Genomic DNA, 25,818 nt, shown 5'->3' on the forward strand with positions numbered 1-25,818 from the left:
AGATGACGATGCGGAACATCACGATGTCGCGCTGGAGCAACCTCCGTCGCACCGCGCTGGGCCTGCTCGGGGCCTCGGCCGCCGCCACCCTCGGGGTGCTGCTCGGGACCGCCAGCCCGGCAGCCGCGGCCGACCAGACCATCGACCTGTACGCCGTCCCCGGCAGCACCACCCTGCCCAACGGCACGACGGTCGACGTCCTGGGCTACAACACCACCAACGCCCCGGTCGACAAGCCCGGTGGCCCGGTGATCGTGGTCAACCAGGGTGACTTGGTGACGATCACGCTGCACAACGAGCTCGGGACCGGTGCGGACACCAGCCTGCTGATCAAGGGGCAGCCGCTGGTGCCCGACCTGGTGGGTGCGGCCGACGCCGGCACGGCGACCTACACCTTCACCGCCGACGAGCCGGGCACGTTCCTCTACGAGGCAGGTCTGCTCCCCAACACGGAGTACCAGACCGCCATGGGCCTGCACGGTGCCTTCGTGGTGCAGCCGACGAGCGCTCCCGACGTGCCGATCGCCAACCAGGCCTACGGAGACGCCAGCACCTCCTACGCCGCGGCCTCCGTGCTCGTGCTCAGCGAGCTCGACCCCAACCTGAACAACGCCGCCGACCCGGCAGCGTTCGACATGCGCAACTACAAGCCGCGCTTCTTCCTGGTCGACGGCAAGGCGCACCCGCAGATCGACACGATCTCGGCTCCCGCCGACGCCGACGTGCTGCTTCGCTACGTCAACGCGGGTGTCACCAACCACTCCATGGGCGTGCTCGGCGCCTCCGGCCAGACCGTCATCGCGATGGACGGCTTCCCGCTGAACGACGCGCGCACCTACGTCGCCGAGACGATCGGCCCCGGCCAGACGCTCGACGCGCTGGTGCACACCCCCGCCACCGGCCCGGTGGACCAGCGGCTCTCGGTCTATGACGCCGGCATGCGGCTGCGCAACGCCAACGCGGACGGCCTCGGCGGGATGCTCGCGACCCTGCAGGTGGACGGCGTGGCGCCGGGCACCGACGACCAGGGTCCGGTCAGCTCGGGGGCCGCCTGGCTGGCCGACACGCTGACCGCGCACGTCAGCGACGCCAACCGTGGCGGCCACGCGATCACCGAGGCGCGCGCCTACTTCGACGACCTGCCCACCGCGCCGATCGGGCTCGCTGCGGCCGACGGCACGTTCGACAGCGCCGATGAGGACGTCACGGGCTCGGTGCCCGTGGTCAGCGGCGAGCACACGATCTATGTGCAGGGCTTCGACGGCACCACCTGGGGTCCGCTGACCTCGGTGCTGGTCACCGGTGCGGATGCCGGCGGCCCCACGGTCGTCGGACCGGTGGTCAACCCCGACGTGACCCGACAGGCGGCACCCAAGGACGTGACGGTCACCGCCACGGGCGACGACTCGGCGAGCGGCAACAGCCAGGTCACCGCCGCGCAGTACTCCATCGGCACCAGCGCCGGTGACGGCGGCTGGGTCGACATGGACGTGACCAACCCGGCCCCCGTGGCCGAGCTGACCGGCACGATCCCGACCACCGTGCTCGACACCCTCACCGAGGGCAGCCACCCCGTCTGGGTGCGCGCCCAGGACGCCCAGGGCAACTGGGGCGACGCGGTCTCGGTCAACCTGGACGTCGACCTGTCGGCGCCCGCGGTCGGACCCGTGGTCGTGGAGAAGTCGCCGAACAACGGCCTGATCCCGCTCACCAGCTCCCAGCCGGTCGTTCGGGTCTCGGTGCAGCAGATCTCCGACGTCGCTGCCGGCTACACCGGCACGATCGCCAAGGTCGAGATGTACGTCGACGAGAACCCGGACACCGTGGTGGCACCGGCGACCGCGTTCGCGATCCCGATGACGTCGCTCGACGGGCTGTTCAACGAGCAGGCGGAGGCGCCTACGGCGACATCCCGCTCTCGACGGTGCGGCAGATGGGCACGGGCAACCACACCATCTACGTCCGGGCCCGCGACCGCGCCGGCAACTGGAGCTCCTATGCCACCGGCACCCTGGTGGTGGACACCGACAACCCGGTCGTCGACTCGCTGAGCATCACGCCCAGCCCGACGCAGGGGACCACGGCGACCTTGGCGGCGACGGTCTCGGACGTCGGCACCGGTGTGGTCGCGGCCGAGTGGTGGGTCGGCACGGCGTCTCCGGGCACCGGCACCCCGCTCACCGTGACCGGTGGCACCACGATCAACGAGACGATCGACCTGTCGCTGATCGGCGACCGGAACGTCACGGTCAAGGTGCGGGTCCAGGACGCCGCCGGCAACTGGAGCGGCACCAAGACGACCTCGGTCGACGTGACGCCGCAGCTGTGGTTCTCCACCGCTGGCGACTCCAACCCGTCGCCGCTCACCAACGGCGGCAGCGGGGACCGACGTGACGCCTACTTCTGGAACGGCGTGTCGCACACCCGGGAGCTCGACCTGAGCGGCCTGACGCCGGGCAACGCCAACCTCGACGGGTTCCAGCGACTCGGCGCCGATCACTACCTGCTGTCGTTCGCGCCGTCCAACGTGGCGCTCCCGGGCGGTCCCACCGTCCAGGACGAGGACATCGTCGAGTACGACGGCGGTGCGTGGACGGTGTGGTTCGACGGCACCGCGCACGGGTTGACCACCGGTGCCGAGGACATCGACGCCTTCCACGTCACCGATGTCGACAACCAGGTGTTCTACTTCTCGACCCGCGGCAACGTGCGGCCTCCCAACGTGGGTGGCGCTCCCGGTGACAACGCGGACATCTACCGCTACAACGGCACCGGCAACGACTACTCCCGGGTCTGGGACGCCACCCAGAACGGCATCGCGGGCAACGAGAACGTCGACGGTCTGGTCTGGCGTGGGAACAACGACTTCTACGTCAGCTTCGACACCACGACCAACGTCCCCGGGCTGGGCAACACGCCGGAGAACGACGTCGTCCACAAGTACGGCCCCGGCGCCAGCTGGGTGACGTACTTCGACGGCAGCCGGCACGGTGTCAGCGGTGGCGCCCGCGACGTCGACGCGATCGACATTCCCTGAGAGGAGTCCGAGGACAGCGTGGACAAGAGCCGGCGTTCGAGCCGGGCAGGAGACACACAGTAGGAAACGAACAGCTCACATCGGATCCTTGAGGGGGGAGAAGAGAGATGAGTCAGGATGTGCGGAACCCGGCGGCGGTCGCGTCGCCGGCCCGGTCAGGACGCCGTCGCCGTTGGGTGGTGGTCGCAGGGCTGGTGCTGGCGGTGGTGCTCGGCGCGACGTGGTGGTCACACCGGCAGGCCGACGTACGGGCGGGCACGGATGCGGTGACCGTCGATGAGATGGCGGGGCGCTACGGCGTCGACGTCAACCTCATCGCGGTCACCGCCCGGGGCGGGCTCGTCGAGCTCCGCTACCAGGTCGTCGACCCGGACAAGGCCAACCGGCTGCTCCACGACGACGAGCTGGCGCCGGTCCTGGTCGAGGAGACGAGCGGCGCCACCTTGCAGATGGCCTCACCGCCACACCGGCACGGCGCCGAGCTGCGGCCGGGCGGTGAGTACTTCTTCCTGATGGCCAACACCCGCAACGCCCTGCACCAGGGCTCGCTGGTCACGCTCGTGATCGGGGACGCTCGGCTCGAGCACCTCACCGTCGAAGGCTGAGCCATGGGTTCGGGGAGGTGGGGCCGCCTGGCAGCGGCCCTGGTGGCCATCGCAGCGCTGGTGCTGCTGGGCGCGCCTCCGGCGTCCGCGCACACGGAGCTGGTGCGCTCCGACCCGCCCAACGGCGGCATGGTCGCCGAGGGCCGCACCGAGCTGTCGCTGTGGTTCGACGAGGCGGTCGGCGCGTCGTTCAGCAACGTCGAGGTGCGCACCCTGGGTGGCCAGGTGGTCACGTCGGACTTCGAGATCAGCGACGACGGACACCGGATGGTCATCCACACCACGGCCCTCGAGCGCGGGTCCTACGTCATCGACTGGCACGCCTTCTCGATGGTCGACGGTCACGCCTCCACCGGGCAGGTGATTTTCGGGTCCGGGCTGCGACCCGACGTGGTCGCCACCGGGGGTGAGACCGCTCCCACCGAGCTGGTCGTGGCGCGCTGGCTCGACCTCGCGGCACTGCTGGTCGCACTCGGCGCGGTCAGCGTCGGGGGCCGGGTTCTCCGGGCCGCCGGACCGGGCGGGTCGGTGATCCGCCGGCGGGTGCGTCGGTACGCCGCCTACGCGGCCATCGCCGCCTGCTACACCGGCGTGCTGCTGGCCTTCCTGCGCACCCGGGCGGCCGGTGCTCCGCTCCAGGCCTGGGTCGACCAGACCTGGCTGTCGCTGACCTCGTCGGCCTGGGGCAACCTCTGGCTGGCCCGCGAGGCGATGCTGGTCGTGGCCGCCGTCGCCCTGTGGCGGTGGCGCCGCAGCGACGCCGACCCGGAGCGGCGGGTCGCCGCGGCCGCGCTCGCCGGCGCCGTCCTCGTCGAGGGCTTCGCCGGGCACGCGGCGGCGCTCCCCGAGCAGTCGGTCGTCGCCGCGCTGATGGCGGCGGGCCACGTGCTGGCGGCAGGGGTCTGGGTCGGGGGACTCGCGGTCCTGGCGACCACCGTGCTCCGGGTCTTCCGGCGGGGTTCGGCCGACCCGGCCGCTCGCCCCGACTCGGGGGTCTGGCGGGCCTACAGCCCTCGGGCCGCCGTGGCCTCCGCGGTGCTGGTGGCCACCGGGCTCTACGAGGCCGGTCGGCACCTGCCGACGGTCGACAGCTTCACCTCCACGCTCTACGGCCGGGCCGTGCTGCTGAAGATGCTGCTGGTGGTCGCCGCCCTGGCCGTGGCCGGGTTCAACACGCTGCTGGTCAACCCCGACCTCGCGGCCCGGTGGCCGGCCGTGCGCGCCCGGCTCCCGCAGGGCGACGACGTCCGGCGTACCTTCTGGCGGACGGTGTCGCTCGAGGCGATCGTGCTGGTCGTGGCCGTGCTCGCGGCCGGCGTGCTCACCTCGGTGCCCACGTCTCGCGAGATCGCCGTCGCCACCCGTCCGGCCGTGCCCCATGTCGAGAACGTCGACGGCATGTTCGTCACCGTCGAGGCCGTGCCGTCCGGTGAGGGACAGCGCCGGATCGTGGTCCGTGCCGTGCCCACCGTCCTTCCGGCGGTGGCGCCGATCGTGGCCGTCGAGGCCGACGTGGTGGCACCCGACCAGCAGACCACGACCGTGCCACTGGAGCAGATCGACGAGGGCCGCTACGAAGGCAGCCTGCCGACCGAGACCCCCGGTCGCTGGTCGACCACCCTCCGCCTGCACCGGCAGGCGCACCCGGACACGGTCGTGTCCACCACCTGGCAGCAGTCGGCCACCCCCGACCAGCTGCCGCACACGCTGCGCACCCTGACCGGGCTCGCGGCGCTGTTGATCCTGTTCGCGCTGGTCGTGGCCGGGTTCACCCTCCGACGTCGCAGAACACCACCCGGCGACCCGGCCCGACCCCACCCCACACTCGAGCGGATCGGTTCATGAGACTGCTCCGGGCGGGCCGGGTCACCGGGACGTTCGTCGTACCGCTGGTGCTCTGCGTCACGGTGCCGGGGCTGACAGCGGGGACTCCCCCCTCCTCCGCTGCGGCCCCGGCGCCACCCCCCGCGCTGGAGTCGGTCGTCGTCACCCTGCGGGCCGGCACCGACCTCGACGGTCCCGGCGCCGCCGAGGCGCTCAGGCCCGGGGCGGTGAAGCGGCGGCTGCAGGCGCGCGCCGAGTCCTCGCAACGGGCGCTGCGTGGCGCGCTGGAAGGCTGGCGGGGCCAGGGCGAGGTCGCCTCGGTGCGGTCGCTGTGGATCTCCAACCAGATCGCGGTGACCGCCACGCCGAGCGTCGTCCGGCGGCTGGCAGCCCGCTCCGACGTCCTGTCCGTCGAGCCCGACCGGGTGGTGATCACCCCGGCAGCGGACCCGAGTGCCAACCAGGTCACCATCGGCAGCCCGACGGTGTGGGCGGCCGGTCAGACCGGCCAGGGCGTGGTGGTCGCGACGCTCGACAGCGGCGTCGACACCACCGACGCCGACCTGGCCGCGAGCTGGCGGGGCGGCTCCAACAGCTGGTACGACCCCTACGGTCAGCATGCGACGCCCGCCGACCTGACCGGTCACGGCACCAACGTGCTCGGTGCGCTCGTCGGCGGTGATGACACGGGTGCCGCCGTCGGCACGGCCCCGGGGGCGAGCTGGATCGCCGCCCGCATCTACAACGACGCGGGCGGCGCCACCCTGAGCGACATCCACCTGGCGTTCCAGTGGTTGCTGGACCCCGACGGCAACACGGCCACCGACGACGCCCCCGACATCGTCAACGGCTCGTGGTCCATCGGCAGCGGCCCGTCCTGCAACCTGGAGTTCCGGTCCGACGTCCAGGCGCTCCGCTCCGCCGGCATCCTCCCGGTCTTCGCCGGTGGCAACTTCGGCGGTGGTGCCTCGAGCAGCGTCAGCCCGGCCAACTACCCCGAGTCGTTGTCGGTCGGCGCGGTCAACGCGAGCGACCTGATCCGGTCCGACAGCAGCCGAGGGCCGAGCGACTGCGGTGGGCGGACCCGGGCGTTCCCCGACCTGGTGGCTCCGGGGACCGGCATCCCCACGGTCGGTCTCTACGGCTTGGCCGACTCCACGAACGGCACGTCGGTCTCGGCGCCGCAGGTGGCCGGCGCGGCGGCCCTGCTGCTGGGCGCGCGACCCGCGCTCACCCCCGACCAGGTGACCGGGCTGCTGACCAGCAGCGCCGTCGACCTGGGCGCCGCCGGCACGGACGACGTCTACGGCGCCGGACGGCTCGACGTCGCGGCCGCCTACGCCGCGTTGCCGGACCCGGCGCCCGACCAGCTGTGGTTCTCCACCCTGGGCAGCGCCGCCCTCCCGGGGCTGGGCGCCGGCGATGACGCCGATGTCTATGCCTGGGACGGAGACACCTTCGGCATCCGCGTCGAGGCCGCCACGGCCGGGCTCGGCGGCAAGGCCGACATCGACGGCCTCGACGTGGTGGCGCCCGACCACTTCTACGCCTCCTTCGACGTGGACACCTGGGTGCCCGGCGTGGGCAAGGTCCAGGACGAGGACGTCGTGGAGTACGACGCCGGCGCCTGGTCGGTGTTCTTCAACGGCACCGGACACGGCCTGCGTGCGGCCGGCGGCGACATCGACGCGCTGACCGTCCGCCAGGGCAAGCTCTTCTTCTCGACCCGCGGCAACGTGCGGGTGAAGGGCGTGAGCGGCACGCCGGACAACGCCGACGTCTACCGATGGGACGGCAGCCGGTTCACCCGGGTCTGGCGGGCCACCAAGCGCGGGCTGCCGAGTGCGGCCAACGTCGACGGTCTCGCCTGGGTCAGCTCGACCAAGCTCGCGGTCTCCCTCAGCAACGACTCGCTGAAGGTCAGCGGCGTGGGCAAGGTCGAGGACGAGGACGTCATCTCGCGCGGGGGTCGGTGGACCCGGACCTTCGACGGTTCTGCGCACGGGCTCGGCGGAGTGGGCGGCCTCGACCTGGACGCCGTCGACCTGCCCTGAGTCCGAGTGGGGCGGGGCCGCGCCCGCAGGGGCCGAGGCCGCCGGCACCTCTAGACCGGCGGGTAAAGAAACGGGCGAACCCACCCGTGGGGCCGACCGGGCGGACGCATGCTTGACGGACTGTTCATCGATCTCGGGAGTGTGAACATGTCCGCAACGTCCCCTTCTCATCGCCTCGCCCTCGGTCTGGTGGCCGTGTCGGCGACGGCCCTCGTGGCCGGTTCCCTGCCCTCGGTGGCAGCGGCTTCTGCCGCCCAGCGAGGCACGACCGTGACGCGCACGGCCTATGCCATGTCGGCCGCAGGGTTCGGCACCCGGGTGCGTGGCGGTGACGTGCCGGTGTCGTCGGGCACCTCGTCGTACGACGCCATCGGCTGCACGAACAAGGCGGGTGTCGCGCACGGGGAGCACGTCGAGTCGGTCGACCTGGCCGGTCTCGGGACCGCCACCGGGGTCGACACCCAGGTGTCGACGGTGCGGTCGGGGGGCACCACGAAGGCCGTCTCGACCCACTCCGTCGCGGAGGTCACCGTGGCCGACACCGTCGCGGGGACCGTGTCGATCAAGGCGATCACCTCCACCGCGCGGGCCTGGCACAACGCCAGCGGCTACCACGGCGACGCGGGGACCACGATCGGGTCGATCACGCTGACCCCGCTGGCCGGGCCGGCCGTGGCGCTAGACGTGCCGACCGTCGGCCACCCGCTGGTGGTACCTGGCGTGCTCACCCTCTCGATGGGAGACCCGAAGCTCGGCGGCGGCTCGCGCGGTGCCTGGGCGCGGACGACCGGGCTGCTGCTCACGGTGCCCGGCACCGACACCCGGGTGGAGATCGCGCGGGCGAAGGCGACCATCAGCGGCGGGGTGACCGTCGGCCTGTTCCGCGGCTCGTCGTACGCCGTCGACGCCGACGCCCTGGGCGGCACGGCCACCGTCGGTCGGCACCCGCTGTCGCTGATGCCCTGCCAGGGCACCGACGGGAAGGCCCGCCGCAAGGCGATGACCACCGTCGACCTCGGTGCCCTGGTCGTCGACACCCTGACCAGCCGACAGGTGGCCGACCAGGAGTCGGGCAGGGCGTGGGGTCGGGAGTCGGCCACCGTGGCGCGCGTGGACGTCGGCGACGGGGCCCTGGTGATTCGCGACATCGTGGCCCAGGCCCACGCCGTGCGGACCCGCAGCGGGGTCAGGACCGACGCGCGGGGCACCGGTCTCGGTGACATCCGGGTCGACGGGCATCGGGTGAGACTGCCCGCGTCCGGGCGGCTGAGGGTTCCCGGAGTGGCGAAGATCGAGACCAAGGTCGTCACCCGCGGCAAGGACAAGATCTCGGTGGTCGGCCTGCGGTTGACCCTGCTGGACGGGTCCGGCGCGGTGGTCGACCTGGCGCGGGCCAACGTGCAGGTGCTCCCGAGCGGGCGCTGACGCAGCGCAGCGGCCGATCCGAGGGTCAGGGCGTGGGCGCGGCCGGGAAGATCGCGAACGCCCCGGCGACCTGGCCGTCGACCTGCGTCAGCCGGCCGGCCATCACCAGCACGTCGGCGTTGCCGTCGACCGAGGCGACGCCCCAGAACTGGTCGAGCACCGGCATGAACGAGGTGTCGCGGGCACCGGTCGCGAGGTCGAGCAGCGCGAGGTCGCGGCCGGCCACGCCGTTGCATCCGTCGTGGTAGCCACCCACGACGGTGTCGCCGATGATCTTGACCGCCTGGCCGTTGCCGTCGCAGTGGTAGTGCCACGACTCGACGCCGGTGGTGGTGTCGAAGTAGCGGACCTGGTTGTCGGCGCCGGCCACCGCGATCCGACTGCCGTCGGCGTTGAGGTCGAGCCCCTGGCCGTAGCCCTTGAGCAGCGTGAACGTGACCGGCACGACGTTGCCCGCGGCGTCGAGCTTGGTGAGGTAGGCCGCGGGCTGGCCGTTGACCGCGGTCTGTCGGCCGCCGGCGTAGACGTCGCCGGTCACCGGGTCGGCAGCCAGCGCGCGGATCTGGCCGGTGGAGCTCGGCGCCCAGGCGCGGACCGCTCCGGTGGTCGCGTCGACGGACCCGATCCGGCCGTGGGTCTTGCCGCCGAGCTGGCCGAAGGCGCCGCCGACGTAGAGGACGCCAGCCTCCTCGGTGAGCGCCCAGACCGCCTTGTTGGCGTCGGCCCGCCAGCCCGTGAGCACGTCGCCGGTGACCGGGTCGAGGGCCGCGAGGTTCTGCCTGGCCACACCGCCGATGGTGGTGAAGCCGCCCCCGACGAACAGTCGGGTGCCGTCGGTCGCCAGTGCCCGCACGACCCCGTCGGTGTCGGCGCTGAACGTCGTCACCAGCGCGCCGGTGTGCACGTCGAAGGCCGCCAGGTCGAGGCGGGTCGCCTTGCTCTTGCCGTCGAAGGACTTGGCGGTCGAGAACGAGCCGCCGACGTACGCCGTGTCGCCGATGACGACGGTGGCGTAGCCCTGTCCGTTGAGGCGCCACGACTGGATGGGCGGCGAGACGAACTGGGCCGGCGACGCGGAGGCGGGGGAGAGGCCGACGCCGAGCGCCAGGGCGAGCGTGCCGAGCACGATCGCCAGAGATGAGCGTGCCGCGTGGCGCAGCCGGATCCCGATGCGTCCTCCGGCCACGATGTGTGCCGACATGACGACCTCCCCATAGGTCGAGCGTGCCTCGCGTGTGCCAGCACTCCGCGCACATCATAGGGCCACGGCGGGTAGTTGGACGAAAACGTCATCGGGTGGTCATCGGCCCGTTCCGACGGCCGGGACAGACGGCCCGGAAAGACGCGGGCCCGGCCCCTCACCTGAGGGGTGCCGGGCCCGGAACACTGAGGTATCACACTGAGGTGGTACGCCATCAGGGACTCGAACCCCGAACCCGCTGATTAAGAGTCAGCTGCTCTGCCAATTGAGCTAATGGCGCCCGTCCGGAGTCGCCTCCGAAGCGACGTCCAGCCTAGCAGCGCGCCCAGGGGGGAGCGAAATCGAAAAGGGCCTCTCGCCGAGCGCGGCGCGACCGCCCTGGTGGGAATATCCAACTTTCAACTACCGTTGTGCCGGACAGCTGCCACCCTGCTGCCTGAGGAGTCTCCGATGCCCGCCATCACCGTCGACGACGTGACCACGCTGCCCCGGCTGCGCACGCCCGGACTGGGCGACCAGCCGCGGCCGGTCTGGCAGGTCTCCACCGCGCCGTCGGGCTACGAGGGCGAGGGCTTCCCGGTGCGCCGGGCCTTCGCGGGCATCGACCTGGCGCGGCTCGACCCGTTCATCATGATGGACCAGATGGGCGAGGTGGAGTACGCCCCCGGCGAGCCCAAGGGGACCCCGTGGCACCCGCACCGCGGCTTCGAGACGGTCACCTACATCATCGACGGCGTCTTCGACCACCGTGACTCCCATGGTGGTGGCGGCAGCATCACCAACGGCGACACCCAGTGGATGACCGCCGGGTCGGGCATCCTGCACATCGAGACCCCGCCCGAGTGGCTGGTGCAGAATGGCGGGCTGTTCCACGGACTCCAGCTCTGGGTCAACCTGCCGCGCGACGCCAAGCTGACCGACCCCCGCTACCAGGACCTGCGCTCCGGCGAGGTCGCCCTGGTGTCCTCGCCCGACGGCGGCGCGCTGGTCCGGGTCATCGCGGGTGACGTCGACGGTCATGCCGGTCCCGGGTCGACCTACACCCCGATGACGCTGGTGCACGCGACGATCGAGCCCGGCGCCCGGCTGGAGCTGCCGTGGAACCCGGAGTTCAACGCGCTGGGCTATGTCCTCAACGGGCACGGCTCGGTCGGCAGCGAGGGCCGACCGGTGCACACCGGGCAGGCGACCCTGTTCGGTGGAGGCGACTACGTCACGGTCGCGGCCGACCGGGCCCAGGAGGGCCGCTCGCCGAAGCTCGACATCGTGCTGCTCGGTGGCCGGCCGATCCGGGAGCCGCTGGCCTGGGCCGGCCCGTTCGTGATGAACAGCAAGGCCGAGGTCCTGCAGGCCTACGAGGACTTCCAGAAGGGCTGCTTCGGGCACATCCCGGTCTGAGCCGGGTCCGCCCCCGCGTCGGTCGGGAGCTGCTCAGGCGAGCGCCTTGGCGAACCACCGCTGGGCGTAGGGGTTGTCGTTGTAGCGCTCGATCGGGTGGTAGCCCGCCCGGTCGTACATCGCCACCGCCTCCGTCAGGGTCGCGTTGGTGTCGAGGTAGACGGTCGCGTAGCCGAGCCGGCGTACCTCCTCCTCGAGAGCGGCGAGCATCCGGCGCCCGAGCCCCAGGCCGCGCCAGGTGGGGTCGACCCACATCCGCTTGATCTCTCCGACGTGGTCGGCGTGCGGTTGCACGCCTCCGCAGGCGACCACGGCGCTGTCGGACCGGGCGACGAGGAAGCTGCCCCGGGGCGGGGTCATCCCGGCCACGTCGCTGGTGGCCGCGTCACCGGGGTCGAATCCTCCCGGGAAGCGGGCGTCGAGCTCGGCGAAGTAGCGGCGGACGGCGCCGACCGCCTCGGGGGAGCCGGGCTCGACCGGCTCGATCCGCACCGAGCCGGCGCGCAGCAGCTGCTCGGCGACGGCGAGCGCCTCGTCGAGGCGGGTCCGCTGGCCGGGGGAGAGGCGGTCGAGCAGGTCGCGAGCGAGCGTCTCGGACCGACGGTCGAGCTCGGCCCGGGCGTCGCCCCCGCGGGCGGTGAGTACGGCGACCCGGCGGCGTGCGTCGGCCGGGTCGGGCCGGACCTCGACCAGCCCCTCGCGCTCCAGGCCGCGCAGCAGCCGGCTCAGGTAGCCCGAGTCGAGGCCGAGGCGACCGCGCAGTGCGCGGACGCCCACCCCCTCCGGCTGTCCGCCGATCTCGAAGAGCAGTCGCGACGCCCCGAGGCTGCGGCCGGTGCCGAGGAACGACTCCTCGAGCACGCCCACGTGGCGGCTCCAGGTGCGGTTGAAGGCGCGCAGCGTGGTGGCGGATTCCGGCATTCTCTGACTTTAGTCAGAGGAAGGCGTGTGCGGAAGAGCCGCGCCCCGAGAAGCGGCCCGAGCATGCGCCCGAGAAAGGTCGAGGGCCCCGGGCGGCTGCCCGGGGCCCCTCGACGATGGGGTGAGTGACGGGACTTGAACCCGCGACCACCTGGACCACAACCAGGTGCTCTACCAGCTGAGCTACACCCACCATGCAACGACGCCCGCCGCCGGCGAGGCGGGAGAACCGGGCGTCCGACGTCAGAGTGTAGCGCTGTCAGCCGGTTCGCTCATCATCGGCGGCAGCCGCCGAGGAGCCGGTCTCGGAGCCCGCGCCGCTGCCCGTCGGGTCGGCTGCCTCGGCCGTCGGCGCGGACAGTCCGGTCAGCGAACCGCCGTGCCGGGCGGCGATGCCTCGGGCGGTCTCGGTGTCGGGGCCGGGCGGTGCGACGAAGACCGCCTCGCGGTAGTAGCGGAGCTCCTCGATGGACTCCTGGATGTCCGCGAGCGCCCGGTGGTTGCCCTGCTTGAGGGGGGACTGGAACCACGCCTTGGGGAACCAGCGGCGGGCCAGCTCCTTGATCGAGGACACATCGACGATCCGGTAGTGCAGGAACGCCTCGAGGTCGGGCATGTCGCGGGCCAGGAAGGCCCGGTCGGTGGCCACGGTGTTGCCGGCCAACGGCGGCCGGCTGCCGCCGGGGCAGTGCTCCCGGATGTAGCCGAGCACCTGCGCCTCGGCCTCGGCGAGGGTGGTGCCGGCGTCGAGCTCGTCGAGCAGCCCGGAGGTCTCGTGCATGGTCCGGACGTAGTCGCCCATCTGGGCCAGCGCCGCCGCCGGTGGCTTGATGACCAGGTCGATGCCCTCGCCGAAGACGTTGAGGTCGAAGTCGGTCACCAGGGCGGCCACCTCGACCAGCGCGTCGGCGCCGAGGTCGAGCCCGGTCATCTCGCAGTCGATCCAGACGAGTCGGTCGTTCACGGAATGTCACCCTACTCACAGCGGCCGAAGTCCGCGCTTCCTCAGAAATGGTTAAGAACTCTGGCCTAGTCTGAGGTCTCGTGAGCGAATGGAAGCAGTGGGCGGGGCTGGTCATCCGTCTGGTGCTGGGTGGCACGCTGCTGGCGGCCAGCTGGCACAAGCTGAAGGACCCCTACGCCAGCGTCATGTCCGTGCGCGCCTACGACCTGCTCCCTGAGCCGCTCGTCAAGCTGCTCGGCTACTCCCTGCCGATCATCGAGGTGCTGGTCGGCCTGTGTCTGATCCTCGGGCTGATCACCCGGGTGACCGGCGTCTTCGCGGCCGGCCTGATGGTGATGTTCGTGATCGGCATCGCCTCGGTCTGGGCCCGCGGCATGGAGATCGACTGCGGCTGCTTCGGTGACGGCGGTGCCAAGCCCGGTGCCTCCGCCGACTACCCTTGGGAGATCGCGCGCGACGTCGGGCTGTTCCTGATGGCCGGATGGTTGGTCCTGTGGCCCAGGACCAAGTACGCCGTCGACAACGTCTTGCTGCACCGAAGCCCCCCGTCGGGCGACCCCGAAAGGATCCTCGATGTCGAAGAAGTCCACTGACGCCACCCGCGCGGAGCGCACCGCCGCGCTGATGAAGGAGCAGGCGCGAACCGAGCGCCGTCGTCAGCTGATGATCGTCGGCGCGGTGATGGTGGTGCTCGCCGTCATCGTCGGCGCGGGGCTCTTCGTGATGAGCAAGGCCGACAAGACCAGCTCGTCCACGGTGGCCTCCAGCCCCTACAGCTTCCCCCTCGGCGACCCCAACGCGCCCACGAAGGTCGTGATCTACGAGGACTTCATCTGCCCGGCGTGCGGCTACTTCGAGAGCGTGACCCACGAGAAGCTCGAGCAGGCCGCCGCCGACGGCAAGGTCTACGTCGAGTACCGCCCCTTCAACTTCCTGTCCCGGCTCGGCCCCTACTCCGGCGAGGCGGCCAACGCCTTCCGCGCGGTGTGGGAGACGGCCGGCGAGGATGCCGCGATGAAGTTCCACGACGCGCTCTTCAAGGACCAGCCGTCGGAGGAGGGACCGTTCCCCGACTCCGACTGGTTCGTCGAGAAGGCGGTCGCCGCCGGTGCCGACGAGGCCAAGGTGCGCCCGGCCATCGAGAACAAGGAGTACATGGACTGGGTCGACAAGGCCACCGCCGACGCCAGCGAGGTCCGGAGCACGCCGACGGTCTACCTCAACGGTGAGCTGGTGCAGGCCGGCAACCTCGACGACGTCGCGAAGCAGGTCCTCGACGCGGTCGGCTGACCCGATGACCGAGCCCCGGCTCGAGGAGTTCGTGGCCGGCCTGCCCAAGGCCGAGCTCCACGTCCACCATGTCGGCAGCGCGTCCCCGGAGATCGTCGCGATGCTGGCCCGCCGCCACCCCGGGCGGGTGCCCGACGACCCGGCGCTGCTGGCCGACTTCTTCGAGTTCCGCGACTTCGCCCACTTCATCGAGCTCTACATGGCGGTGGTGGGGCTGGTGCGCACGCCCGACGACGTGCGGCTGCTCACCTACGAGATCGCTCGGGAGATGGCCGGCCAGCAGATCCGGTACGCCGAGCTGACCTGCACGCCGTACACCTCGGTGTGGCCGCACCACGACGACCGCGGCATGGCGGTCGAGGCCTACACCGAGGCGATCGAGGACGCCCGGGTGGCGGCCGAGCGCGACTTCGGCACCGTGCTGCGCTGGATCTACGACATCCCCAGCGAGACCGGGCTGCGCGGCGCCGACGGCACGCTCGACATCGCCCTCCGACACGCCCCGGACGGACTCGTCGGGTTCGGGCTGGGCGGACCCGAGATCGGCTGGCCGCGCCGGCTCTTCCAGCCACACTTCGACGCGGCTCGCGCCGCGGGGCTCCGCTCGGTGCCGCACGCCGGCGAGACCACCGGCCCGGAGACGGTCTGGGAGGCGCTCCGGCTGCTGGGCGCGGAGCGGATCGGACATGGCACCTCCTCGGCCGAGGACCCCGAGCTGCTGGCCCACCTCGCGGAGACGGGGATCGCCCTCGAGGTGTGCCCGTCGTCCAACGTCGCGACCCGTGCCGTCGCCTCGCTGTCAGAGCACCCGCTGCGCGCCTTCGTCGACGCCGGCGTCACCGTCACCATCAACTCCGACGACCCGCCGATGTTCGGGACCTCCCTCACCCGGGAGTACGCCCTGGCGGCCACGCTGCTCGACCTCGACGAGGCCGGGGTCGCCGACCTGGCCCGGGCCGCGGTCGCGGCCTCGTGGGCGCCCGACGGCGTCAAGACCGACCTGGTCGCCGCGATCGACGCCCACCTGGCGACGTGGACCCGCGCCGAGCCCGACTGAAATCCGCCCGCCCTCTTGCGCCGCACCCGGCCCGAGGTCTACAACTGGAGTGTCGGAGGAGCCGCAAGGCCCCGAAGACATCGAGGCCCCGCAAACTCATACTTTGCGGGGCCTCACCCTTTGTATCCACTCGTCGCCTCGATCCCGGGGATTTGGGCCCCGGAGCGCGGGGTGTGTCGCGCGGCTGCAGGACCGATGCCACGACAGGGTCGCGTCGGCGCCGACTTGGGGTCATCGCCGACGGCGCCTAGACTTCCCCGCGAGGGGAGTACTTCCCAACGTCCGTCCCGGTCATTCCGGCGCCGCCCGTGCGGTGCCCCGGGCGGCGGCCCTCCGGGCGAAGGAGACCTCAGGCCGTCCGACCTGAGGAGCCCCGTGCCCCCGTTCCCACCGTCCGTCGTCTCGTCGACCCTCGAGACCGCCGGCGCCCAGCCCGCCGACGCGACCCTCGACAGCATCGGCACACCGCTGCTGTGGGCGATGCTGCTGGGCGCCGTGGCCCTGCTGCTGGTGCTCGACTTCCTGATCACCCGGCGACCGCACCGCGTCACGATGCGCGAGGCGGTCGCCTGGTCGGCGTTCTACATCGCGCTGCCGCTGGCGTTCGGCGGCTACGTCTGGTCGGCCCACGGCAGCCAACGGGGCCTGGAGTACTACTCCGGCTACCTCGTCGAGAAGTCGCTGAGCGTCGACAACCTGTTCGTCTTCATGCTGCTGCTGGCGTCGTTCGCCGTGCCGGCCGAGCTCCAGCAGCGGGTGCTGCTGTTCGGCATCGTGGGTGCGCTGGTGCTCCGCGGCGCCTTCATCGCCGCGGGGGCGGCCGCGCTCGCGGCCTTCGACTGGGTGTTCCTGCTCTTCGGGGCGATCCTCGTGGCGACCGGCGTCAAGGTGCTGCGCGATGCCCGTTCCGGTGCCGACCACGCCTTCGACGCGGACCGGATGCGCGCCGTGCGGTGGCTGCGCCGGCTCTTCCCGGTGACCGACGACTATGAGGGCCCGCGGATGCTGTCCCGCGTCGACGGGCGTCGCGCGCTGACGCCGCTCGCGGTCGTGGTGGTGGCGGTCCTGGCCACCGACGTGGTCTTCGCCGTCGACTCGGTGCCGGCGGTCTACGGCATCACCGGCGACCCGTTCCTGGTGTTCGCGACCAACGCCTTCGCGCTGCTCGGTCTGCGCTCGCTCTACTTCGTGCTCCAGGGCGCGCTGGACAAGCTGGTGCATCTGGGCTTCGGTCTGTCGGCGATCCTGCTCTTCATCGGCGCCAAGCTGGTGCTGCACTGGGCCCACCTGACCTGGCCGGTGGTGCCGGAGATCCCGACACCGGCGTCGCTGGTGGTGATCATCGGCATCCTCGCCGTCACCACCGTGACGAGTCTCCGCGCCGTCCGACGCCGCGAGACCGTCGGCGCCGGCTGACCGGCGACCCGGGTCTCCGCACGCCGTCGGACGCCGGTCAGCCGACGTGCCGCGGCCACCAGAAGCGGGCGCCGGTCCGTAGCGCGATCGCCGGCACCAGCACGGTGCGCACCAGGAGCGTGTCGAGCAGGACGCCGACGAAGATGACCACCCCGAGCTGCGCGAGCACCACCAGCGGCAGCACCCCGAGCACCGCGAACACGGCGGCCAGCAGGATGCCGGCGCTGGTGATCACCCCTCCCGTGGCCGTGAGTGCGCGCAGCATGCCCTCCCGGGGACCGTGGTCCCTCGCCTCCTCGGCGGCCCGGCTGACCAGGAAGATGTTGTAGTCGACGCCGAGGGCGACCAGGAAGAGGAAGGCCAGCAGGGGCACCCCACTGTCCAGCCGCTCGAAGCCGAGGGGTCCGGTGAACAGCCACCACGAGGCGCCGAGCGCGGCCAGATAGGTCGCGACCACCGTGGCCACCAGGATGATCGGCGCGGCCACCGAGCGCAGCAGGAGCACCAGGGCCCCGAGCACCAGCACCAGGATCAGCGGGATGATCACCAGCCGGTCCCGGCTCGCCGCGGCCGCCTCGTCGACCGACTCGGCCTCGGTGCCGCCGACCCAGGTGTCGTCGTACGACGACAGCGCGTCGCGCAGGTCGCCGACGAGGGCGCGGGCCTCCGGGCTGCCGCCGCCGGCGTCCAGCACGACGTTGATCTGGCTGAGGCTGCCGTCGCTCACCGTCGGTGTCGCCGAGACCACCCCGTCCACGTCCCCCGCCGTACGGGCGACCTCGTCGACGTCGGCCCGGGTCAGCACGATGGTCGGGTCGGACGCGCCGGCCGGGAAGGACTCGGCGAGACGCTGGCCGGCGGAGATCGCCTCCGGGGTGTCGAGGAACTGCTCGGACTCCGAGAGCCCGGAGGTGATCTGCGTGGTGCCGAAGGACAGGGCCGCGAGCAGCACCAGGCTGCCGGCGACGAACGAGCCGGGCCGTCGTGCCACGGCGTTGCCGATCCGCCGCCACAGCGACCGGTCGGACTCGACCAGGGTCTGCTGCCCGACCCGGGGCACGACGGGCCAGAACACCCAGCGCCCGAACAGCACCAGCACGGTGGGGAGCACCACCAGGGCGAACGACGCGGCCACGAGGATGCCGACGGCGCAGGCCAGGCCCAGGCCCCGGGTCGCCGGGACGAGCGAGAGGAGCAGGGTCAGCAGGCCGAGCACCACCGTGGTGGCGCTGGCGATGATCGACTCGGCGGTGCGGCGCAGCGCGTGCCGCATGGCGGCGTAGCGGTCCTCGGTGGTCCGCAGCTCGTCGCGGTAGCGCGAGATCAGCAACAGCGCATAGTCGGTGCCGGCACCGAACACGAGCACGGACAGGATGCCGACGGTGGACTCGTCCCAGGCCAGCCCGCCGAGCGACAGGGCGTGGGTGGCCAGCGTGGCGGCGAGCTGGTCCGCGACGCCCACGACCGTGAGCGGGACCAGCCAGAGGAACGGGCTGCGATAGGTGATCAGCAGCAGCACCGCCACGACGGTCGCCGTCGCCAGGAGCAGGGTGAGGTCAGCACCCTCGAACACGGCCGCGAGGTCCGCCTGGATGGCGGCCGGTCCGGTGACGGCCGACGAGACGCCGGCGGGCAGGGCCTCGGCCGCCTCCTGGCGGATCTCGGCCACCTTGTCGGCGATCGCGGTCGCGCCGGTCTCGGTGACCGGGACCACCGCGATCGCGGCGGTGCCGTCGTCGCTGACCACCAGCCCCGGACCCTGGTCGGACGCCGGGTAGCGGGCCTGCAGCTGACCGATCGCCTGGTCGCTGAGCGTGCCCTGGTCGGCGGTGTACAGCACGACCGCGCTGGTGCCGCTGTCCTGGGGCAGCTGCTCGGAGAGCTCCACCGCCGTCGTGGAGTCCATGCCCTGGGGGAGGTTGTCCAGGGGCTGGGCGTCCGCTCGGCCTGGCCGACGCCACCGATCACCCCGACGGCGGCGAGCAGGAACAGGGGCGCGAGCCACCAGCTGCGTCGGCGGCGGACGGTGACCGACGTGAGGTCCGGCATCGGGTGCTCCTCGGGGGGGTAGGATGAGGAAAGTAGTTCACTTGATTACTTATCAGATTACTAACACAGTGAGCAAAAATGACTGAGGAGCGACCCGGCGCCCCGCACACGGCGTACGTCGAGGACTGGCACCAGACCTCGACGCTGCTCGCGTTGCGTGAGCTCCTGCAGGTGGCCCAGCAGGTGGGCCCCGCGGTGGCGAAGCGGGCCGAGCTGGGGCACACCGAGCTGGCCGCCCTCGAGCTGCTCGTCGAGCGCCAGGTGGGCCCCGCCGACCTGGCGCGTCACCTGGGCGTCACCTCGGCGGCCTCCTCCGGCATCGTCGACCGCCTGGTGGCCCGGGGGCACGTCACCCGCGAGGCCGACGCGAGCGACGGCCGGCGCACCCGGGTCGTGCTGACCGACTCCGGCCGCGAGGAGGTGCTGGGCCAACTGATGCCGATGTTCGTCGCGCTCGCCCAGCTCGACGCCGGGCTCGACGACGCCGAGCGTGCCGTCGTCGACCGCTATCTGCGCGGTGCCATCGCGGCGATCCGGAGGCTCATCTAGCCCTCTGCGGGCGTGGTGCGCGGCGCCGTCGGAGCGCTAGCGTGCGGGGATGATCGAGCCCACCGAGGCGGTCGACCGGATCGCCGCCGCGACCGGGTCGCAACCCGGGTCCCGCACCCTGCACGCCAAGGGATGGTTCTTCGAGGGGACCTTCACCGCCTCCCCGGAGGCGGCCGCGTTGTGTCGGGCCGGGCACCTCCAGGGCGACCCGGTGCCCGTGCAGGTGCGCTGGTCCAACGGTGCCGGCCATCCGCGCAACAAGGACTCCGGTTCGGATGTGCGGGGGATGGCGGTGAAGTTCCTGCTGCCTGACGGCTCGGCCACCGACCTGCTCGGCCAGACCGCGCCGTACTTCCCGGTGCGGACCCCCGAGGACTTCGTCGAGCTGACCGAGGCGGTGGCGACGCCGTGGAAGCTGCCGCTGTTCTTGGCCCTTCGGCCGGCCACCGCGATGTCGCTGCTGGGCAACTTCCGCGCCGGCGCGCTCCGTCCGCCGAGGTCCTACGCCGAGGCGACCTACTTCCCGATCCACGCCTATCGCTGGGTCGCTGCCGGCGGGGACGAGCGGTGGGTGCGCTACCGCATCGTTCCGGTGGACGCCCCGGCCGGGCGGCCGGCGGGGGAGTTCGCCGGCCGGGACCGGCTGCGCGAGGAGATCCTCGCCCGGCTGGAGCGGGGGCCGGTCGTCTTCGACCTCCGGGTGACGCTGGCCGGCCCCGATGACGACCCGCACGACCCGATGTCGCAGTGGGGTGGCCAAGCCGACCTGTCCGCGGGACGGATCGAGGTGACGGCGGCGGTGCCGGACCCGGAGGGGGAGGGCGCGGTCGTGGTGTTCGACCCGACCCGGGTCGTCGACGGCATCGAGCTCTCCGACGACCCGATCCTGCTGTTCCGGCCGGCGGCCTACTCCGTGTCGGTGGACCGGCGGGTCTGAGGGCCGGCCGGTCCACCGGTGGGTGCGGCGGGGACTCAGTCGATGGTCTCGTGGCCGACCAGGGCGTGGTAGGAGAAGCCGGCGATCAGTGCTCCGGCGATCGGAGCCAGGATGAACAGCCACAGCTGGGTGATCGCGTCGCCACCGGCGAACAGCGCGGGCCCGATGGAGCGGGCGGGGTTCACCGAGGTGTTGGTCACCGGGATGCTGACCAGGTGGATCAGGGTCAGCGCCAGGCCGATCGCGATCGGGGCGAAGCCCGCGGGCACGCCGCGCGGGTCGGTGGTGCCGACGATGACGAAGAGGAACACGGCGGTCAGCACCAGCTCGGCCACCAGGCAGGCGAGCAGCGTGTAGCCGTCGGGCGACCGGTCGCCGTACCCGTTGCTGGCGAAGCCGTCGGACGCCGAGAAGCCGTCCTTGCCGCTGGCGATCACGAACAGCACCGCCGCGGCGGCGATGGCGGCGACCACCTGGGTGGCGATGTACGCCGGCGCGTCCTTCCAGGCGAACCGCTTCGCCGCGGCGAGGCCCAGGGTCACCGCGGGGTTGAAGTGCCCGCCGGAGATGTGGCCGACCGCGAAGGCCATCGCGAGCACGGTCAGGCCGAAGGCCAGCGCGATGCCGAGGTAGCCGATCTCGCCGCCGGCGAGGACGGCCGCGCCGCAGCCGCCGAGGACCAGCACGAAGGTGCCGAGGAACTCGGCGGACAGCCGGTGGGTGGTGGTGGGCTCGGGTGCGGACATCACGGTCTCCTTGTCCGGCGCCGCCGAGTGGGCGCCGTCAGGAACCTATGCCCGTCGCGGGTCGAGCGCCACCCCTAGGGGTGGTCCGAGGGCACTTTCAGGCGGGAGCCGCTCAGCGCTTGGCCTTCCAGACCCACTTGCCCACGCCCTCGCTGCCGAACACCAGCGCGCCACCGCGCCTGAACGCGATCGCCTCGCCGCCCTTCTGGGCCGCCTTCGGCAGCCGGGTCATCCGAGGCGTGGTGTCCTTGATGCTGCGGTAGAGGTAGAGCTTGGTGTAGCCGCGGATCGCGATCCGGCTGCCGTCGCGCAGGAAGTCGCCGCCGGTGAGCCCGATCGGGGCGTCGCCGAGCTTCTTCATCGTGTTGGGGCCGGCGGTGTCCAGGGTCTTGGGGGCGCGATAGATCGCTCCGCCCTGGGGCGACTTCGTGACGACGTACACCCGTCCGGTGCGCGGGTGCACCAGCAGCGTCTCCGCGTTGTGCGCCCCGTCGGGGTAGGTCAGCGGGTACGCCGTGTGGTCGAGGTCGCGGCTCTTCAGCTTGCGCGGCTCCTTCACCTTCACGACGTTGACGACCTCGCGCGGGTTGTTGCCGCCGATGTCGCCGAACCAGAGCGTGTGATGGGGGCCGGTCGCCATGTCCTCCCAGTCGCGGGCCGGCGCGCCCGGGACGTCGAAGACCGCCTTGGTCTTGCAGTGCGCGCCCAGGGCGAAGAACTGCGGCCCGCCGCCCGAGTCGTTGTGGACGAACATCGTCTTGCGGCGGTAGGTGCTGCGCGACATCCCGCTGTTCTCCTTGATGCGGGTGTCCTTGATGATGCAGAGCTTCGTGAGCTTCTTCCAGTTCGCCGCCTGCGCGGGCGAGCCGGTCACCGCGATCAGCCCGGACACGACCAGGGCGACGAGGGCGGGAAGAGTGAGCAGGGAGCGGACGGAGCGGGGCCGGGTCCGGAGCACGGGGGTTCTCCTGGGGTGGGGGTCCGAGAGCCAGCGGCCCAGGATAACGATCCGATAACGGGGTCGCGAATCGAGGGCCGCGCGGGGCACCGGTGCAACCGCTCCGAAGCTTGCGATGATCGTGGGTCGTTCCGCCCGACCTGGCGTCTTTGCAGGCCGGCGGCCGAGTGTCACCTCTCAACCGAAGTAGCACACGCATCTGGCGCCCCCGACAGGATTCGAACCTGTGACCGGCGGATTAGAAGGCCGCTGCTCTATCCAGCTGAGCTACGGAGGCAGGGCCACATTGTGACTGATCCGGCGTGCGCATGTCCCGCGGGATCGCCGGGGCCGGCAGCTGTCGGCCCCGGCACCACGTCAGGTCACCGGTAGTCTCCTGCCAGTCGTCATGGTGGCGCCGGCAGACACCGGGGGTGGGCCGTGGAGGACACGTTCCTGTCGCTGTGGTGGATCGCGCTGGCCGGTGTCGCGGCGCCGTTGGTCGCCCACCTGGTGCCCCGGCGGCTGGTGCCCGAGGTGGTGATCCTGCTCGGGCTGGGCACGCTGCTCGGTCCGCACGTCCTCGACCTCGCCGAGACCGACAACGCCGTGCAGCTGCTGCACGAGCTGGGGCTGGCGATGCTGTTCCTGCTGGCGGGCTTCGAGATCGAGCTGGGTGAACTGACCGGTCGCGCCGGGCGTCGGGCGCTCGGCACCTGGGTGACCTCGCTGCTGTTCGCTCTGGGCGTCGTCGTGCTGCTCGATGTCAGCGACGTCGTCGACTACGAGGTCGCCGTGGCGATCGCGGTCACCAGCACCGCCCTCGGCACGCTGCTGCCGGTGCTCAAGGACAACCGGCTGCTCGCGACCCGGGTGGGCGCCAGCGTGATGCGGCACGGTGCGTACGGCGAGCTCGGGCCGATCGTGGCGATGGCGGTGCTGCTCGGGGCTCGCGGCCCGGGACTGTCGCTGGCCATCCTCGCGGCGTTCGCCCTGGTCGCGGTCGTCGTCGCGCTCCCGTCGCTGCGGATCAGGCAGGGGACCTGGTCACTGCTGCAGCTGGTGCGGGCGGGTGCCGAGACCACGGGCCAGACGCCGGTGCGGCTGACGATGCTGCTGCTGATCACGCTGGTGACCGTCGCGGAGGTCTTCCACCTCGACATCGTGCTGGGCGCCTTCGCCGCCGGGTTCATCCTGCGGGCCGCGCTGCCCGAGGGCGACGCGCGCCTGGAGACCCGGCTGGAGGGCATCGCGTTCGGGTTGCTGGTGCCGCTGTTCTTCGTCACGTCCGGGATGACCATCGACCCGGCCGCGATCGCCGCCAAGCCGAGGGCGTTCGTGGCCGCGGTGCTGCTGATCCTGGTCGCGCGCGGTGCGGTGGTCTTCCTCGGTCAGCGGACCGACCGCCGCGACCCGATGGCCGGCCGGCCGTCCGCGTCCGTGGGGCTGTTCGCCGCCACCGGACTGCCGATCATCGTCGCGGTCACCTCGGTGTCCGTGGCGGCCGGCCAGATGTCGACCGAGAACGCCTCGATCCTGGTGGCGGCGGGGGCGATGACCGTGCTGCTCTGCCCGCCCTCGGCGATCCTGGTGCTCGGCCGACACGACGCGCCGGCCGACGCTCAGGCCTGAGCCGGCGCCGTACGACGGCCGAGCGCGACCAGCATCAGCCAGCCTGCGAGGCTGAGCTCCCCGACGATCGAGGGGACCGCGAGGATCGCCAGGAAGACCGTCGCGTAGGACTCGTAGTCGGCGAGCACGATGTGGGCGACCGTGTCCAGGGCGTAGCCGAGGCCCGCGAGGGCCAGCAGGGTCGCGATCCAGCGGGGCCCCCGAGCCATCCAGAGCAGCCGGGCGACCAGCACCAGGTGCACGCCGAAGGCCGCGAGGCCCATCACCCAGGTGAAGTCGAAGGTCTGTAGCGCCAGCAGCACGCCGCCGTCGGCGGCCCCGCCGGAGAGCTCTGCGGGGGCGTCGGCCAGCCACAGGGCGGCGTAGAGCAGCCCGAGGGCGGCGCCGAGCACCACGGTGTAGGCGATCCGGAACCAGGCCGCCGCGAGGGCCAGGTCGCGATGCGTGGGACGGAACAGCACATAGAGCGCCCACGCGACGACCAGGTCGGCGAGGAAGATGCCGAGGAAGGCGGTCGTCCCGAGGCGGAACATGCCGTCGTGCTCGCGCAGCGCGTCGGCGGTGGCCGTGGCGTCGCCGGGCTGCAGCACCGCGTCGAGCGCGAGGAAGTTGGCGAACATCGCCAGCACGAAGATGGCGACGTAGCAGGCCCCGGCCCAGCCGGCGGCGCTGCGGGCCGAGGTCGCGCGGCCCCGCGTGGGCGGCGGGTCGAGGGTCTGGTCGAGGGTCGGGCCGGGGGTCTGGTCGAGGGTCTGGGAGGTCATGTCGGGTCCTTCGTGGGTCGGGTCTGGGGATGGGCGAGCGCGGTCAGACGACGAGCGCGACCTTGCCGCGGGCGTGGCCGTCGGCGACGTGGTCGATCGCCAGCGCGGCCTCGTCGAGGGTGAAGGTCCGCTCCAGCAGCGGCCGCACCTCGCCGGCGTCGACCAGACGAGCGAGCTCGGCCAGGTCGGCGCCGCTCTCCTTGCTGAGGTGGCTGGTCAGCCGCTGCCGGGTGAACGGCGACAGCGCCAGCGCCGCGAGCTGTCGATGGATGCCGCCGACCCAACGATCGCCTCCCTCGCCGCCGGCGATCACGAGCGTGCCGCGGGAGGCGAGGGAACGGCGCAGCTCGCGGAGCGGCCGGAGGCCGGCGAGGTCGATGATCACGTCGTAGCGCGTGCCGTCGGCGCCGATCTCCTCGCGGGTGTAGTCGATGACCCGGCCGGCGCCGAGGGAGCGGACCAGGTCGGCCTTCGCGCCACTGGCCACCCCGGTGACGTCGGCCCCGGCCGCGGCCGCGAGCTGGACGGCGTAGGACCCGACCCCGCCGGAGGCGCCGATGACGAGCACCCGGTCGCCCGACCGCACCCGGGCGGCGTCGCGGACGAGCTGGAGCGCGGTCAGCCCGGAGACGGGCAGCACGGCGGCCTCCTCGAAGGACAGGTCGGTCGGCTTGGGGCCGACGCGCTTCTCGGGCACCAGTGCCAGCTCCGCGAACGAGCCGTCGGCGGTGCCGACCACCTCGTCGCCGACGGCGACCGTCGTGACCTCGCTGCCGACCGCCTCGACGACGCCGGCGAGGTCGCGGCCCGGCACCGGGGACTTGGGCCGGCGCAGACCGAACATCATCCGGACGGCGTAGGGGAGGCCCGTCATCAGGTGCCAGGTGCCGCGGTCGACGCCCGCGGCTCGGACCCGGACCAGCACGTCGCGGGGGCCGGGGGTGGGGGCGGCGATCTCGCTGAGGGACAGCTGGTCGGTGCCGCCGTACTGGGCCTGGGTCACTGCACGCAT

Annotated in this window: 22 protein-coding genes and 3 tRNA genes; 14 read left to right on the plus strand and 11 right to left on the minus strand. The window is 72.2% G+C overall.

Features of this window, described 5'->3' with window-relative positions; translation table 11 throughout:
• Window positions 1–2 precede the first annotated feature (2 nt).
• The 6 genes from R2740_RS13795 to R2740_RS13820 all read left to right on the plus strand — a co-directional run bounded on the left by R2740_RS13795 (window position 3) and on the right by R2740_RS13820 (window position 8,945).
• Window positions 3–2,051 carry a multicopper oxidase domain-containing protein gene (locus tag R2740_RS13795; RefSeq protein WP_371303267.1) on the plus strand — a complete coding sequence of 683 codons (2,049 nt, stop codon included), beginning with the start codon at window positions 3–5 and terminating at the stop codon, window positions 2,049–2,051.
• Window positions 1,934–3,037 carry a hypothetical protein gene (locus tag R2740_RS13800; protein ID WP_371303268.1) on the plus strand — a complete coding sequence of 368 codons (1,104 nt, stop codon included), beginning with the start codon at window positions 1,934–1,936 and terminating at the stop codon, window positions 3,035–3,037. Before R2740_RS13795 ends, R2740_RS13800 begins: the two co-directional genes overlap by 118 nt.
• A gap of 107 nt (window positions 3,038–3,144) precedes the next feature.
• Window positions 3,145–3,642 carry a hypothetical protein gene (locus R2740_RS13805; RefSeq protein WP_371303269.1) on the plus strand — a complete coding sequence of 166 codons (498 nt, stop codon included), beginning with the start codon at window positions 3,145–3,147 and terminating at the stop codon, window positions 3,640–3,642.
• 3 nt (window positions 3,643–3,645) lie between these two features.
• Window positions 3,646–5,487, plus strand: a complete 1,842-nt coding sequence (locus R2740_RS13810) for a copper resistance CopC/CopD family protein (protein ID WP_371303270.1) — start codon at window positions 3,646–3,648, stop codon at window positions 5,485–5,487.
• On the plus strand, window positions 5,484–7,520 hold the full coding sequence (locus tag R2740_RS13815; protein ID WP_371303271.1) for a S8 family serine peptidase: 2,037 nt from the start codon (window positions 5,484–5,486) through the stop codon (window positions 7,518–7,520). The genes R2740_RS13810 and R2740_RS13815 overlap by 4 nt, the downstream gene beginning before the upstream one ends.
• Window positions 7,521–7,790: 270 nt before the next feature.
• Window positions 7,791–8,945, plus strand: a complete 1,155-nt coding sequence (locus R2740_RS13820; RefSeq protein WP_371303272.1) for a choice-of-anchor P family protein — start codon at window positions 7,791–7,793, stop codon at window positions 8,943–8,945.
• Between the two features lie 25 nt (window positions 8,946–8,970).
• Here R2740_RS13820 and R2740_RS13825 read toward each other — a convergent pair whose 3' ends face one another.
• Both R2740_RS13825 and R2740_RS13830 read right to left on the minus strand, forming a co-directional pair.
• A complete protein-coding gene (locus R2740_RS13825) occupies window positions 8,971–10,146 on the minus strand; it encodes a hypothetical protein (protein ID WP_371303273.1) in 1,176 nt (391 codons plus the stop codon).
• 204 nt (window positions 10,147–10,350) lie between these two features.
• Window positions 10,351–10,426, minus strand: a tRNA-Lys gene (locus R2740_RS13830).
• A gap of 170 nt (window positions 10,427–10,596) precedes the next feature.
• On the opposite strand from R2740_RS13830, the gene R2740_RS13835 reads away from it, so the two are divergent.
• Entirely contained in the window at window positions 10,597–11,544 is a 948-nt protein-coding gene (locus R2740_RS13835) for a pirin family protein (RefSeq protein WP_371303275.1), read from the plus strand.
• 33 nt (window positions 11,545–11,577) lie between these two features.
• Here the strand turns inward: R2740_RS13835 and R2740_RS13840 are convergent, their stop codons facing one another.
• The 3 genes from R2740_RS13840 to orn form a co-directional block, all read right to left on the minus strand.
• The gene (locus R2740_RS13840; RefSeq protein WP_371303277.1) at window positions 11,578–12,465 is read right to left on the minus strand and encodes a GNAT family N-acetyltransferase; all 888 of its coding nucleotides are present in this window, start codon (window positions 12,463–12,465) and stop codon (window positions 11,578–11,580) included.
• A gap of 117 nt (window positions 12,466–12,582) precedes the next feature.
• A tRNA-His gene (locus tag R2740_RS13845) sits at window positions 12,583–12,658 on the minus strand.
• Between the two features lie 66 nt (window positions 12,659–12,724).
• Window positions 12,725–13,429 carry an oligoribonuclease gene (gene orn, locus R2740_RS13850; protein ID WP_371303278.1) on the minus strand — a complete coding sequence of 235 codons (705 nt, stop codon included), beginning with the start codon at window positions 13,427–13,429 and terminating at the stop codon, window positions 12,725–12,727.
• Between the two features lie 80 nt (window positions 13,430–13,509).
• On the opposite strand from orn, the gene R2740_RS13855 reads away from it, so the two are divergent.
• The 4 genes from R2740_RS13855 to R2740_RS13870 all read left to right on the plus strand — a co-directional run bounded on the left by R2740_RS13855 (window position 13,510) and on the right by R2740_RS13870 (window position 17,192).
• The gene (locus tag R2740_RS13855; protein WP_371303279.1) at window positions 13,510–14,022 is read left to right on the plus strand and encodes a MauE/DoxX family redox-associated membrane protein; all 513 of its coding nucleotides are present in this window, start codon (window positions 13,510–13,512) and stop codon (window positions 14,020–14,022) included.
• A complete protein-coding gene (locus tag R2740_RS13860) occupies window positions 14,003–14,719 on the plus strand; it encodes a thioredoxin domain-containing protein (protein ID WP_371303280.1) in 717 nt (238 codons plus the stop codon). Before R2740_RS13855 ends, R2740_RS13860 begins: the two co-directional genes overlap by 20 nt.
• Before the next feature lie 4 nt (window positions 14,720–14,723).
• Complete coding sequence (locus R2740_RS13865; protein WP_371303281.1) at window positions 14,724–15,776, plus strand: adenosine deaminase; 1,053 nt, start codon at window positions 14,724–14,726, stop codon at window positions 15,774–15,776.
• A 375-nt stretch (window positions 15,777–16,151) separates the two neighbouring features.
• Complete coding sequence (locus R2740_RS13870; RefSeq protein ID WP_371303282.1) at window positions 16,152–17,192, plus strand: TerC/Alx family metal homeostasis membrane protein; 1,041 nt, start codon at window positions 16,152–16,154, stop codon at window positions 17,190–17,192.
• Window positions 17,193–17,229: 37 nt separating this feature from the next.
• Here the strand turns inward: R2740_RS13870 and R2740_RS13875 are convergent, their stop codons facing one another.
• Window positions 17,230–19,098 (minus strand): MMPL family transporter, encoded by a 1,869-nt coding sequence (locus R2740_RS13875; protein ID WP_371303283.1) that lies wholly within the window; start codon window positions 19,096–19,098, stop codon window positions 17,230–17,232.
• 221 nt (window positions 19,099–19,319) lie between these two features.
• Here R2740_RS13875 and R2740_RS13880 point away from each other — a divergent pair, with 221 nt between their 5' ends.
• Together R2740_RS13880 and R2740_RS13885 are read left to right on the plus strand one after the other, a co-directional pair.
• Window positions 19,320–19,790: a MarR family winged helix-turn-helix transcriptional regulator gene (locus R2740_RS13880; protein WP_371303284.1), complete on the plus strand. Its 471-nt coding sequence runs from the start codon at window positions 19,320–19,322 to the stop codon at window positions 19,788–19,790.
• A 49-nt stretch (window positions 19,791–19,839) separates the two neighbouring features.
• Window positions 19,840–20,727, plus strand: coding sequence for a catalase family peroxidase (locus R2740_RS13885; protein WP_371303285.1), 888 nt, complete (start codon window positions 19,840–19,842; stop codon window positions 20,725–20,727).
• A 35-nt stretch (window positions 20,728–20,762) separates the two neighbouring features.
• On the opposite strand, the gene aqpZ is transcribed toward R2740_RS13885, so the two are convergent.
• From aqpZ to R2740_RS13900, 3 genes are all read right to left on the minus strand, one after another.
• Window positions 20,763–21,473, minus strand: coding sequence for an aquaporin Z (gene aqpZ / locus R2740_RS13890; protein ID WP_371303286.1), 711 nt, complete (start codon window positions 21,471–21,473; stop codon window positions 20,763–20,765).
• Window positions 21,474–21,585: 112 nt separating this feature from the next.
• The gene (locus R2740_RS13895; RefSeq protein WP_371303287.1) at window positions 21,586–22,431 is read right to left on the minus strand and encodes a hypothetical protein; all 846 of its coding nucleotides are present in this window, start codon (window positions 22,429–22,431) and stop codon (window positions 21,586–21,588) included.
• A 200-nt stretch (window positions 22,432–22,631) separates the two neighbouring features.
• Window positions 22,632–22,708, minus strand: a tRNA-Arg gene (locus R2740_RS13900).
• Between the two features lie 143 nt (window positions 22,709–22,851).
• Here R2740_RS13900 and R2740_RS13905 point away from each other — a divergent pair.
• The gene (locus R2740_RS13905) at window positions 22,852–24,042 is read left to right on the plus strand and encodes a cation:proton antiporter (RefSeq protein WP_371303288.1); all 1,191 of its coding nucleotides are present in this window, start codon (window positions 22,852–22,854) and stop codon (window positions 24,040–24,042) included.
• Here R2740_RS13905 and R2740_RS13910 read toward each other — a convergent pair.
• Both R2740_RS13910 and R2740_RS13915 read right to left on the minus strand, forming a co-directional pair.
• The gene (locus R2740_RS13910; protein WP_371303289.1) at window positions 24,033–24,806 is read right to left on the minus strand and encodes a DUF4386 domain-containing protein; all 774 of its coding nucleotides are present in this window, start codon (window positions 24,804–24,806) and stop codon (window positions 24,033–24,035) included. The genes R2740_RS13905 and R2740_RS13910 overlap by 10 nt on opposite strands.
• A gap of 43 nt (window positions 24,807–24,849) precedes the next feature.
• The gene (locus R2740_RS13915) at window positions 24,850–25,818 is read right to left on the minus strand and encodes an NAD(P)-dependent alcohol dehydrogenase (RefSeq protein ID WP_371303290.1); all 969 of its coding nucleotides are present in this window, start codon (window positions 25,816–25,818) and stop codon (window positions 24,850–24,852) included.

It is taken from the genome of Nocardioides sp. (assembly GCF_041393715.1).
Classification (GTDB): Bacteria; Actinomycetota; Actinomycetes; order Propionibacteriales; family Nocardioidaceae; genus Nocardioides.